Source organism: Shewanella sp. YLB-07, from assembly GCF_009377275.1.
Map to the genome: position 1 here is coordinate 522570 of NZ_VOQB01000002.1, position 13311 is coordinate 535880.

Sequence of the window (13311 nt, forward strand, 5' to 3'; positions counted from 1 at the left end):
GCCATTCAAATTTTTTGTCTGATAATAAGTTGTAAGTATCTTTTTGGGTTTCATTAGGCTGAATTAGTATTTGGTTTTATGTCGAATACCAAAACCTTATAGTTATCTATCACCTGCCGTGGGCTCTGCCAAAACGTCCTTGTTTCGGAAGCTCTCAGCCGCGTTCACACCTGAGTGTTTGTCTCTTCGATTGTAACTATACTGGCTAGTAATAAAGTTTACTCTGACCCCGGAGATCAGAGTCTAATTAAACTGACATTGATTAGAAAAAGTATCTTGGTTTATTCGAAATCCCTAATTATCACCAAGCCTTTGTAGATAATTTATATACGACTAAGGCGAGGGGTGAAGTGCATTACTGCTGGCTTTACCTTTACACCATAGCCCACAGTTATGTTGCTTTTTGAAAGCACACATAGCATCCCAACGACCACTAATACCACTGTATTGGCGGCGAAACTCTTTTGCTGAGGTTATCCAGGCATCGGATGATATACCAAGTTCATCAAGTAATTTAGGGCGACTTGAGTCGATGAAACCTCTTTTGTCTGGCCTAATTGCTCTGCCAGTCCAATCGATAAGTTGTAAATAATCACAGAAATGAAATGGGACGCCTGATTGAGTCGCTAAATGAGCTGCACCATCAAATTGGGCAAGGGGTTTGAGTCGCTCACTCGAGATTAGTTCTGATTCATCATTTGGTTTAGTGTCTTTATCTGGTGTATTGAGCTCGTTAATGCGCTCCTGAATAGACGTATAATCAGAAGCTTGAAGTGTGTTGGCAATTCCCGCTCTAATAGGATTTAAATCAACATACATCATGCAGGCTAATAGTGCTTGCTCATCAAGTAAAGCTTGTGACTTAAAGCGCCCCTCCCAGAAAGCCCCTTTACATCCATCCTCACGATTGGCCCTACGCGCTATCTCTTCATTGAGGCACCTCATAAACCAAGAGATACTGGATAGACGTTCGTGCCACTCAGCCAATAACCCATCAAGTAGTAAACGCTCCCCCTCGATTAAGGTCTCTCCATTCATAAATTTAGTCGCTACATCATGCCCTTTTGTTACCTTACACCATCGACTAATAACCTCACGGTTACTCAATGACTTGGCTTTGTCGGTATCGATTTTAAGGACCAAATGATAGTGATTATTCATCACCGCATAGGCACAGACATCAATACAAAAAATAGCAGATAGAGCCTTAACTTTATCGACAATCCAGCCGCGTCTATGCTCATAGCTTTTACCTGTGAGTTCATCCTCTCCGCACAAAAAAGCCCTTCTAACACAACGATTTATTATGTGGTAAAACGGAGTCGATTCTGCATCGATAAGAATTCTTCGAGCTGAAGTCATCATCGTTATCCTGAACAAAACTAAGTTGAGGTAACTTAAAGGTTAGTAGAGGATGTGCTAAAGCACAAAAGATATGGCTGTCCCGTCTTTTTCTGGCTTTGCACTAATGCACTTAGTTCAGATTAGAAAAAGTCTCTTAGTTTATTAAAAAGCCCTAGTTCGGTCCGATCCCTATATCCACTTCACTTGGAGCCGTTTGTTATGTCTGTCTCTATTTATTATCATATGGAAATCTATCAACTAAGAATTCTGATGCATAATACCCCCATCCCATATGTTGATAGTACTTTTCCATTGCTTCGTAGTGGCTAGTTGCAGAAATCGACCATATCAGCTCGGCATCCGGTTCCATTTGACTCCTAGCTTCCTCGCCACCTCTACCAGCCAAACAGAACAGTTGCTCTACTTCGTTTTCTGACCAGAGTTCATGCAGGTATCCCTTCGCTTCATGCGACTCTAAGAAATAATCAAACTTATCCAAATCAAAGCGATGTAATAAAATTCTTACAAAGTTATCTTTCTGATCATTATCTATCTGATAGCAATCGAGTAAGGGATAGTTAGCTTCACGGCTAAAAATGAACTGCAATTCAATGGTACTTAAGTAAAAAGGCTCTTCACCAATAAATGCGTCACCTTCTTTTTCATACCACCTAATGTATCTTTGAATCATCCTGACTCTCCATTACTTAGGAGACATAACGCCCTCGTTAATGGGCAAAATATTGTTGCGGAATGAAACACAGCCAACTGTATTTGTCCTGATTTAACAGTTTTATGTGTAGCTATGATATTTCACTTTTTGCTATTTGAAGTTGCTCTTTAACCCAATCTGGATCATATGTTTGGATTGAAACCTCGTTTACTGGCTTCACTTTTAACTGAGGCTCAAAAAAGTCTGCACCGAGCATACGTGCTAATGCAACGTTCGTTTTCCCCATTAACTCCCAAGCGTGTTTGCATAGAGTTGTTACTTCTACGTCCTCATACCCCGGGAGTTTCCATTCACGAATCACAGCACTTCTTTCACCGCTACCATCATCCTCTGTATATAGAATACCTAGAAAGTCTGTATCTCGTGCTGCTGCGTCAATGTACATTAAGATGCCTTCAACACTATCATAACGAGGATTGATCGGTACACTAATACCAAGCTTTAACTGTTTTCCTCGCACAAACCCGACAGTCGCTGAACTTGCGGTTTCTAAAGTTTTTTTGTGCACCACTACGTCACGCTGTTTGCTCAAGTATTTTACAATAGGGTCATTTTGAATGTCTTTTCGCACCTCTTTATACCAGTCTTTTAATTCAGCGTGTTGCTGAACCTCCATACTGATGATCTGAGGGATTTCTTTGATTGAGCGAAGAAAACCAGTTAGTGCCCAACGAAACTTGTTTGCCGTGTGATAATTATCTTGCATCAATTCAACGTACCATTGCGCCTCATTGAGTCGGTCCATTGACGAACCTAATGCTTTTACTGCCGCTGAATTAGGGCATTTCATAAATATTATCCTCGATTTCCAATAGACACATAACTCCGCATTAAACGGACTAAAATCGCGGGTTAAAACGTGGAGAGAAGCCAAGACTAACCGACTGTTTTAGTTGCATTTAAGTGCATTACTATTTTTTCACACTCGATGATCGTTGATAAGAACAAATCACCATACCCCCAAACTAAAGTACCAATGCAGCGGCAAGAAACTTCAATTTTTGAATTGTTTTTCCATATTTAATTCTTAAACGGCTCCCAACTTCTAAGTTATCCCACGTTTGTCCATTGGCACTAATCGGGTTTGTTGAATTTGTTATTTTAAATAGCTTGAATTCAATCCACACTGCAAAAAGTACCATTAAAGAGCCACTTCTTTGGAACCAAGTACCCACATTTTCATCTAGTTGAAACCAACCACGCCATGCAAGGGTTGGAATTAGTATTGCAAAAATGAACAGAGGGATAGAAGTCAAAAGCTCATTCTTGATTGATTTATCTAGGGACTCAAAATCCATGATTTCTCCGAAAAATATAACCTTTGTATACACGCCTTGCGCGTTTATCAGGTTAGACCAGTCAAGGCGTATACTCATAATCGTCTCATTTATAAACATTTTCAACGATTAGTCCAAACACACCTTCTGGAAAAACGAGAATGCACACTCTGCTTGCCTCGTATCTCCGGTCTCTTGAAAACCGAGTATGCGCGTTTTTAATTACTTGAATCTACGCTGCTTTTTATTATCACTCAATAGAAAATCGTGAACTGAATACGCAAAATTCGGTAAATATCCGCAAAAAACCAATAATACTGTATATAACTCAAGGACTGGTTAACTAAAGAGTTGTCGCAAGAAAAATAATTACCTCTTCAGCTGAGAAAAAGTATTGCGAAAAGGTTAATACTGAAATCGGCGAAATACTGCCGCCAACTCATGTTGGGGCAGAAGTGAGCCAGAGCCTCTCCTTTGATTTGCACCTAAACCAGTAAAAGTGACAAACTTTAATGATCATTGATCAGGATTTATTGTCTGCCGACACTAGTGATTTATTCGTAGTGGCATGGCTATAGTCACTACAGTTGTAATTTTATTTACTTCAGATTGACTATTTTGGGAGCTTAGCCATTATAAATATCACAATTATTTTTTACACATAGACTCAAATACAACATATTTTACTGCCATGAAAGGCATGTATCCAACCGGTACTCCACTACATTGAATGTAGCCTTTATCTTCCAAATGATTGGAGTACCATATTGAAAAAGTAATTGATGAAACAAATGCAGATATAGCAATGAAAATAGTCGCTCGCACTAGTTTCACTCCAATAAAGTGAGGTAAGTCACGGCCATATATTAATATATAAACCTGATAACCAGTTACCATAATAAAAAACAGAGGAATAAATAAAAAAACTACCAGTCCTCGCGTGTAGATGATGACATCAGTATAGTTGAAATACCCTAGAACTCCTTGAAACCCAAATATACTGGTTCCTATTGTTATAGCGATCCCTATCAATGTAGCAAAGAATGCTCTGAGCCGATTTGTTAAATAATTAGATTGCATAACTAAAACATCCTTGGCTTAATATCTTGTATTGTGCTTCTGATATAACTCCGAACCTCATCTTCTATGACTCTTTTACCAGCCTCTAGCATCCCATCTAAAATCATAGACCCTAAGTCCCAAAAGCCATCTTCAATATCTCGTGCTTTATCTACAACTTCTTGCTGCGACTTTTCTAAATATTCAATGACTTGATTAGTTATTCCATACCTGTCATCTAAATAGTTTAAAATCACAGCAGTAGCTAACCCCGCAACGATTACAATTCCAAAATTCACAACAACAAAAGAGGTAACGATGACGCTACCGATCCCCCATGTAATAGCAGAAGCTATTCCTATCTTCACTACATCAGTAGCCATCGAACCTATGAATTCAGAAAGCCTTTGTTCATCTGTCAAAATGTAATCAACGATACGGTAAGCTGCCGCAACGTAAAACGTTAATACTGCGCCACTTTTAATAGAGTTGGCAAGGCCATATTTTCCGATACCAACTTGAACAATCTTGGGGTTTACAGCACTAAAAGAGGGGGCGTTTAAGACTTTGCGTATACCTGCATAACCAGAGAGTTTTATCATCTCTGTACCACTTTTATTGAGATAACTTGTAGCCTTGATACCAACGCTACCTAATTGAGAGATGAGCATAGATGCTGTGACGACATCCTTACCATTTACACCGTAATTGATTAGTACCTGCCCTAACACTGAATCAGTACTTTCTTTCCATAGCCCTTTTGTATCCTTCCACCCCCAATCGCGTAATACATCTAGGGCTTCTTTTAGCGTCAAAAACATAATGTGTTTATTATTTTCCTTTAGCTTGTCTCGTAAAGGTTCATCAGGGAAAGACTTAGTGTTTCGATTAACTAGCTCAACTAAATTCAGGACCGCTACACCCTTTAACACCGATTGCTTAGTAATGCCGATAATACCCGGTGCCAACTCTGGTGTTGAAGATTGGTAATAGATGTTATCTGCTCGGCTTACCGCTTGCGGGGCTTGGGGCGGCTGAGTATCTACTTTGGACTTATCTTGAGCTGTTTCCGCTTTGGCGATGACTAAGATATCGCTGGCTTTAAGCAGCATCGGGTCTTGCTGGAAAGCAGGATTTAGTGCGAGTAACTCATCAGGCGTCAGTCCGTATTGCTTGGCAATATCAGACCAGCTTTCACGACCGGGACCAGCATGACTGGGGAGTACCGCATGGTTTTGTGGTTTAGCCGGTTGTTTGTTTTGTTGGCTCGCTTGCTCTTCTGCTCTTTCAAGCCCCGCTTCCTGGTTGATGGCTAAGATGGCTTTCAGGTCAACCATGAAGGCATTAGTGTTTAGCCAGGCCCCATCGATGCTTTGGAACATCTCAGCGGTTAACTTTTGCTTGCTGTAGTAAATATGCTGAGGGGCGACCTGTTGTCCATTAATTTTCCAAGGCAGAAAGATACTCCCTCTTAATGCCGGTATGTTTACCTCATCAGATAAGGCGTTCGCTGTCGAGTGAGTGATATTAAAATATCCTTTGGCACCCTCGACGATAGCGTATTCATGTACCAGTTGACCTTGCTTGAAATGATAGAAATAACCGCGAATGGGGTAGCCCAGCCTCTCACCCACTTGCACGGCAAGTTGCACTGGAACAAAGGACTCATAGACTTGTTGAGAGCCTAAGGGCACCATCTTTACCGGTTTTACAGATAACTGGCTGCTCTTGCCTGTGGTCAGCATGTGCAGAAGTTGTTTAGGCTCCTCAAACTTACCGAGCGCAGTGAGCAGAGAATGACTGCCTAATGGCTTGACCGTAGATAATGCCAAGCTAGGTTCATTCTTGGTTTTAGCCAACATGAAGTAGCCATAATTTAAAGTGTCTAAATGTTGAGGAGTACAGGCTATCTCTACATTGTACTGGCAGGAGATAGGGAACACTTGCTCCTTCACTGTAGAAGTATCGGGCGTGTAATCTAATTGCGGTGAAGGTGGTAGCGACTCACCGGGCGAACGCTCAAATGCGATACTACTTCCAGCAGCATTAAAACGTTGGGTGATGGCGGTAACAGCACAACTTGGAAAAGCCGAACTTGCACTCACTGACTTTATCCACTCGCCTTGAGATAAGGTAAATAATGGACTTCTGGGGCTGTCACTCAATACAACTGATTCGCCAGATTCAAGCTGACTTTCAATTTGGCCTAAAGAGCTACCAGTAGGCAACATCTCTTTCCAATCCTTATCGCTTATCCAGGAGGTATCAGATTCGATGCAACTGGCATCCGCTAGCATTAAGGTGTCGACGTTGACTATTTTCGTTGAGCGCATATATTCATCCATTGAATGTATGGGGGTTAACCCAAAAGTGGTCCATCACTTATTTGCTAAATTGAGTCGTAACTTTCGATAGACGAGGATAGTACCACCTATCTAGCAGGTATTGAACGATGAGCTTGCAACATTATGTAGCCACCATATTCTTGCTGGTTTGAACTTTTCTAAAAACAAGAATACGCTTTATATCGCTAAAATAGCTACTAGCTGACTTTATTTAGAGTTAGCACCTTTGTTTGATTATTCTTCACTTAGATAGTCACAGCTTTTGTACGGGAAAATGTTTCCACAAGGTAGTATGTGAGCCAGAAGAGCTGAGTAACTATGGAAGCCTAGCTAATCAGGCTTCAAATAATAAAGCTGCAATCGAAGGCTAACAAACTTACTGTTTACTCAATACCTGTCCAAGATATAGCTGAAGCAGGCCATCGAGTTCTTGAATATCGGCGCCAGTGAGTTGTTGGATTTTATCCAGACGATACCTTAAAGTGTTTCTATGGATAAAGAGTTCATTAGCACACTGCTGCAGATCACCGAAGTGTTGCAGGTAAGCGGTTAAGGTCTTAATGAGTTGACCATTTTTATCCCCATTCACGAGCGTCTGATAGGGTGTTGTTAGTTCTTGTCCCCGCCAATTTCCCCTGAGCCCGGAGAGTAATACAAGTAGCGAGAAGTCTTCATACAGATATTTGCTTTCATTGGGCCTTAGTTGCTGACCTAAGGCTAAGGTTTCTCGTGCTGTTATGTAGGAGCGACTAATATCGGCTGGGGTTGGGAAGAAGTGTCCCAGTGCGATTTTTAATCGGATATTCAACTCTTCAGGAATGCGAGTAAGAAGCTGATCGATTCGCTGACTCTCCAGGTGCGGGTCCCATTTGTTTCCATCCAAGAATGCGGGTTTAAATAACTAAGACACCCATTGTTAAATCTAACTGATTGGGTGTTTTTGGGGAAATTCTTTCGTTGCAAAACGTGAAAAAAATAGGGGGAAGATTGATATGAATCAATTGCTTGAGCAGTTCACTCTGCTTTTCTTCTTTTCTGCAAAGAGTGAGTGAGTACTGCTAGCTTGTCTTCATCCCTGAATGGCGACTTTCTACCTCTTACTTAAGAAGTGAGTCTCGCCTGCGTTTCCCTAACTGCACACACAATAACCTACTTTTATTGTGGGTTACAATATACAAGCCGTTACTTTATTGAAAAATATAGTTTTTAGTGAAAGATTTAACCAGAAACAAACAAAAGATATGGTTGTCTCGTCTTCTCTCCTTTATCCTAAAAGGGCAATATAAATTAAGAAAGAATCTAAATCTATCGTAAATCATTTTCGATGAGCACTTGCTCAATTTCAGATAGCTCTTTTCGTGTCACTGGGTATTTCCAAGGGTAGCAATTTGTCATACGGATAGTCGCTCTCATTAATGGGTGATCCAATGTCAGCGGTACATTAACGTTTACCTTAGCTTCATTTATATGAGTCTCATGGGGGTGGTTAAGGATTTGAGGGGAGCCTATATTTACGGCCCAATGCAGGAGCATAAACTCTTCAATCAGAGCTTCTTTTTCTTCCTCTTCACAAAGTAATTCTTCTGAACCTACTGCCTCTCGTAACGCATCTTGAAACTGAAACCTAATTTCTGTAGACACTAAAGATAATTTAGCTAGCCATTTATCAGAGGCTTTGGCTAGCAAGTCTCTACTGCTTATCATCGTAAGAAGCTGATAAGAAAAAGAATAAATATACATTGATTCTTGTGACACAAGATTAATTGCCACGATCTTCGCTGGAAGTGAATAGGGTAGAGCAAGAATGAATCGAATAACATTGGATGCTTGACTATCAAGACGTACAGACAGGGCAACCAATACATCTTCTTTAGATTGGATGTGCTTATAAACTGAGCCCATTGATAAACCAGCTTTTTTAGCAATCGCCGACATCTTAAAATCGATCAACGAAGTATCGAGAATACATTGTGCAGCAGCATCTAATATTAGCTTCTCTTGTTCAGCGATAGTGTGTTTAGGGGCTGGCATAGTGGACCTTCATTCGAATAATATTCGGGTGAATGCTAATAAATCTCCCTACCTGAGTCAATCTTTATGGATAAGCTGCTATGAATACGAAAAGGTTGTCAATGAATATAATTTTAACACAAGTATGCTGTCTTAAAGTGATTGATATTTAAAGAGTAAAGTTACCTTCCTGCTCTCACCATTGCTTGAAACTTAAACCTTTCAGTTTGACAAAAAATTCCAACAATTCATAATCCGAATCCTATTCGAATATCATTCGAATGCAATTATTTAAACTTTTGTGGTGATTATATGAAAAAGAAAAGGTCTTCATTCGTAGGTTGGCTATGGGTGCTATCAAGCTTAGCCTTGATTATAGGTGGTTTAGGGTATTACAAATACAATCAAATAAAAGTCGCAATAGATATAGCGTCCTCCTTCCCTGAGCACTACGAAGTCGTCGATGCCACCTACGTAAAAGTTTCGGAGCATACACCGACTGTCAGCGTACTTGGCAGTGCGGCATCGCCACTGCAATCTAATTTATCACTGGAGCTGTCGGGGAAAGTTGCCTCTGTTGGTTTCCAAGCTGGTGGAAAGGCTAATGGAGGAGATCTATTATTTCAGGTCGATATTTCTGAAGAACGCGCGAGAATAAAATCGGCACAAGCACGCAAAAAACATGCTCAATCAGTACTTCAACGTTATCTAACTTTGCTAGAAAAAAAATCGATTAGCCAAGAGCAATATGATCAAGCTTACGCTGACCTTATTGTGATTGAATCTGAAATTGAGGTACTACAAGTCACAATCAAACAAAAGACCGTTATTGCGCCATTTGATGGGGTCATAGGACTTCATGATATCAAGTTAGGCGACTATGTCTCTGCTAACCAAGTACTTTCAACGTTTATTGGAGACAGTGACAAAGTCTGGGTAGATTTTAGCGTTCCACAATTCTACCCAGAGCTCGACATAAGCTCTCAGATACGAGCAAGAAACATTGATTCTCTTGGTACATCGTCTTTCCAGCAGGCAACAGTCATAGCAAAAGACACACAAATATCGGAGACAACTCGTAGCCTGAGATATCGCGCAGAGATTAGCCGAACCCTCGCCCCCTACACACCAAACATGCCATTGGAAGTGCTTATTCCGATAAGTGAAAACAAGACGGTATATCAAGTCCCTGTTATTTCTGTTAATCAGGATCTTTATGGCTCATATGTCATGAAGCTAATCGCACTCGACAGTGAGCCCGGAGCTTACCGGGCAAAACGCGTTCCCGTACAGGTTATCTCAGAGATTAATGGATCGAAACTAATCACTGAAGGCGTTCATGAAGGTGAGAAAATTGCGGCGGCTGGCGCATTCAAACTTTATGAAGGCTTGTTGGTTCGCTCAAGGGAAGGAGCTTTACCACAAGAGCCGCCACTCGTTGCAGCTATTGTTGGAGAATAACAGTGGATATCTTTGTTAAAAAGCCAGTTATAGCAATCGTCATTTCTTTGATCATTATCATTGCCGGTTTGATGGCATCACAACGACTATCGATTTCGCAGTTCCCCCAGATCGAAAGTTCGTCTCTTATCATCACCACTGAGTATGTTGGTGTCTCTGCTGATGTCGTAAAAGGTTTCGTTACAGAACCAATCGAAAGAGTTGCAATGAGTGTTCCGGGCGTCGACTACGTCGATTCATCAACAACAGCAGGACTGAGTAAGGTAACGGTATGGCTCAAGCTCAACGAAAATAGCACCAATGCGCTTGCTGAACTTAACTCACGGCTCAGCCAGATCTCTTATGAACTGCCAGATGGCGTGCAAGACCCAAGCGTTTCTGTTACCCGTGTCGACAGGCCAGGAGCCACTTTTTATCTGAATGTTTCTAGCACTACAATGGACAGAGCAGAGCTCACCGACTTTTTAGAACGCGACGTAACACCTTGGTTTGCGTCTGTGCCTGGCGTTCAAAGTGCGGATGTACTTGGTGGACGCAAGCCGGCTATGCGTGTATGGCTCGATCCTCTGAAAATGGCAAGCTTGAATATTGGTGCCGATCAAGTTCATCAGGCTTTAATCGATAACAATGTTATCGCTTCTTTAGGTCATGTAGAAAGCGCTAGCCAAAACATAAGTATCATGAGTAATGCACTGTACCAAAGCGCCGATGATTTTCGCCAAATGATCGTGAAAAAGAGTGGTGATACTTTTATTTACCTTAGCGATTTCGCTCGTATAGAGCTTGGAGAGGATCGCGGTACCGACTCTGCACGCCTAAATCTTAGTGAGTCGGTTTTTATCGGCATCGTAACGTCACCGGGTTCGAACGAAATTTCAATTGGTGATGCATTATACGAGCAACTTGTGGTCACTAATTCACGCTTACCAGAAGGAACAAGTATCACCATTGGCTATGATGGCACTCAATATATGCGAGATGCACTCAAAGAAATTTTCACCACTCTTGTCGAAACTGTATTGCTGGTAGGCGTAGTGATTCTGTTGCTAATGGGATCATTTCGAACGGCGTTGGTGCCTTTGGTGACGATTCCTATTTCAATTTTAGGCAGTATCGCAGCGATGCTACTAGCGGGTTTCTCACTTAATTTACTGACCATTTTGGCAATCGTCTTATCTGTAGGACTGGTTGTCGATGATGCGATTGTCGTCGTAGAAAATGTCGCACGTCATATGCGAAATGGTAAAGGCCGAATTGAAGCTGCATTAATAAGCTCAAGAGAGCTGCTGCGCCCTATTTTCTCTATGACAATCACCTTGGCTTTAGTATTTGTCCCCATTGGTTTTGTCGGCGGTTTGTCTGGGGCTCTATTTAAAGAGTTCGCGTTTACGTTAGCCATTGCTGTTCTTGTTTCCGGTATCGTTGCTATTACTTTATCGCCAATCATGAGCGCCTACGTCTCTCAAGAAAAGGGGAAAGAAAGTCGCCTAACGCACAAGGTCAACCTGATATTCGATCGATTGTCAGCGCGTTATGAGAATGGACTATATCGTGTTTTCTCTCATGACCGAGCCCTATTGACTGGAGCATTTGTTCTTTCGCTTTTGATCGTTCCTTTCTATCTATTTTCACAGCAAGAGCTTGCTCCTGTTGAAGACCAAAGTTCGCTATTTGTTATTTCTGAAGCCCCTTCAGGTGGTTCTTTAGACTATAGCAATCAATTTATGCAAAAGGCGGTCAGCTCTATTGAGAAAATGGAAGGCATAGACATGGTATGGCAGACCCTTACTGAGTCAGGCGGTTTCAGTGGCATTAACTTCGTTCCATACGACCAACGCTCATACTCAACCTCAGATGTTGTACAAAATATTTATTTTGCACTCAAAGAAATCACTGGCTTGAGAATTTACCCAACGTCACCGATGCCACTGCCGACGGCTGGGCAATTTGATGTAGAAATGGTCATTCAATCGCAAGATAGTCACAGCGATATGCTTAGGTATTCATATGCACTGCTAGAGGCCGCGCAAAAAAGTGGCAAATTCATGTTTGTTGATACGGACCTGAAGCTAGATATGCCTCATGCACGACTCGAGTTTGACAGTACAAAAATGATGGACTTGGGGTTAACAACCAAAGCGGTAACAGACCAAATATCATTGATGGTGTCAGAGCAGGACGTGACACGTTTTGATAGTAATGGTAGGGCCTATCGTGTGATCCCCATGATTGAGGAGCAACAGCTAAATAGCAGTGAAACATTACTCACCCTACAAATAAAAACACCGAATGGCGATTTTGTACCCTTAAGTAGTATCGCAAACTTAGAGCAAACCGCTAGCGTACGCAGCGCGAACCGATTTAATCAACTTAACTCGTTTCGTGTTTTAGGTGGATTGGTGCCAGGGACAACACCTGATCAAGCGTTGAGTATTCTGGAACAAAAGGCAGAGGAGATATTACCGCCAGGATACCAAGTGAATTATGCGGGCAGCTCTCGTCAACTACGCCAAGAAGGAAACAGTTTATTCTCTGTGCTTGCCATATCTTTATTCATGGTTTACATGGTTCTAGCTATACAGTTCAACAGCTTTCGTTCGCCATTAGTGGTATTACTTGGGTCCGTACCTTTGGCTCTTGCTAGCGGTATGTCGTTTTCGTTTCTTGGTATGACAACGATGAATATCTACGCCCAAATCGGTTTTATTACTCTCGTGGGCTTAGTTGCTAAAAATGGAATACTAATTACAGAGTTTGCGAATGAGCTTCAACAAAAAGGGTATCGAAAATTGGACGCTGTCGTATATAGCGCAAAGTTAAGGTTACGACCTATTTTGATGACAACAGCTGCGACAGTACTTGGTCACTTTCCTTTAGTTTTAGTGACAGGACCAGGCGCAGAAGCCAGGAATAGTATTGGTATTATTTTGGTAGCAGGCATGTTTATCGGCACAATATTTACCCTATTTGTGTTACCGGCAGTCTATTTGGCTCTAGCAGAAAATCTCAATAAATCTACAGACGCCTTGTTTGATGAGAGGCAAGCCGTGTTAACTAAGTAAACATTGAAAATGGTGAGTGT

10 protein-coding genes are annotated in these 13311 nt (G+C 41.5%); 2 read left to right on the forward strand and 8 right to left on the reverse strand.

Annotated features, from left to right (window positions below):
- Positions 1 to 333: 333 nt before the first annotated feature.
- The 8 genes from FS373_RS06190 to FS373_RS06225 all read right to left on the reverse strand — a co-directional run bounded on the left by FS373_RS06190 (position 334) and on the right by FS373_RS06225 (position 8789).
- On the reverse strand, positions 334 to 1362 hold the full coding sequence (locus FS373_RS06190) for a transposase (protein WP_152829099.1): 1029 nt from the start codon (positions 1360 to 1362) through the stop codon (positions 334 to 336).
- 211 nt (positions 1363 to 1573) lie between these two features.
- Positions 1574 to 2035: a hypothetical protein gene (locus FS373_RS31850; RefSeq protein ID WP_227992510.1), complete on the reverse strand. Its 462-nt coding sequence runs from the start codon at positions 2033 to 2035 to the stop codon at positions 1574 to 1576.
- A 112-nt stretch (positions 2036 to 2147) separates the two neighbouring features.
- Complete coding sequence (locus FS373_RS06200; RefSeq protein WP_152828960.1) at positions 2148 to 2867, reverse strand: hypothetical protein; 720 nt, start codon at positions 2865 to 2867, stop codon at positions 2148 to 2150.
- A 175-nt stretch (positions 2868 to 3042) separates the two neighbouring features.
- A complete protein-coding gene (locus FS373_RS06205) occupies positions 3043 to 3375 on the reverse strand; it encodes a hypothetical protein (protein ID WP_152828961.1) in 333 nt (110 codons plus the stop codon).
- A 627-nt stretch (positions 3376 to 4002) separates the two neighbouring features.
- Positions 4003 to 4434, reverse strand: coding sequence for a hypothetical protein (locus tag FS373_RS06210; RefSeq protein WP_152828962.1), 432 nt, complete (start codon positions 4432 to 4434; stop codon positions 4003 to 4005).
- Positions 4435 to 4436: 2 nt separating this feature from the next.
- A complete protein-coding gene (locus FS373_RS06215) occupies positions 4437 to 6746 on the reverse strand; it encodes an MIX and LysM peptidoglycan-binding domain-containing protein (RefSeq protein ID WP_152828963.1) in 2310 nt (769 codons plus the stop codon).
- 388 nt (positions 6747 to 7134) lie between these two features.
- Positions 7135 to 7641 (reverse strand): helix-turn-helix domain-containing protein, encoded by a 507-nt coding sequence (locus tag FS373_RS06220; protein WP_152828964.1) that lies wholly within the window; start codon positions 7639 to 7641, stop codon positions 7135 to 7137.
- Between the two features lie 422 nt (positions 7642 to 8063).
- Positions 8064 to 8789: a TetR/AcrR family transcriptional regulator gene (locus tag FS373_RS06225; RefSeq protein ID WP_152828965.1), complete on the reverse strand. Its 726-nt coding sequence runs from the start codon at positions 8787 to 8789 to the stop codon at positions 8064 to 8066.
- Between the two features lie 291 nt (positions 8790 to 9080).
- Here FS373_RS06225 and FS373_RS06230 point away from each other — a divergent pair, with 291 nt between their 5' ends.
- Together FS373_RS06230 and FS373_RS06235 are read left to right on the forward strand one after the other, a co-directional pair.
- On the forward strand, positions 9081 to 10229 hold the full coding sequence (locus FS373_RS06230) for an efflux RND transporter periplasmic adaptor subunit (protein ID WP_152828966.1): 1149 nt from the start codon (positions 9081 to 9083) through the stop codon (positions 10227 to 10229).
- A 2-nt stretch (positions 10230 to 10231) separates the two neighbouring features.
- Entirely contained in the window at positions 10232 to 13291 is a 3060-nt protein-coding gene (locus tag FS373_RS06235) for an efflux RND transporter permease subunit (RefSeq protein WP_322619451.1), read from the forward strand.
- Positions 13292 to 13311: the final 20 nt, after the last annotated feature.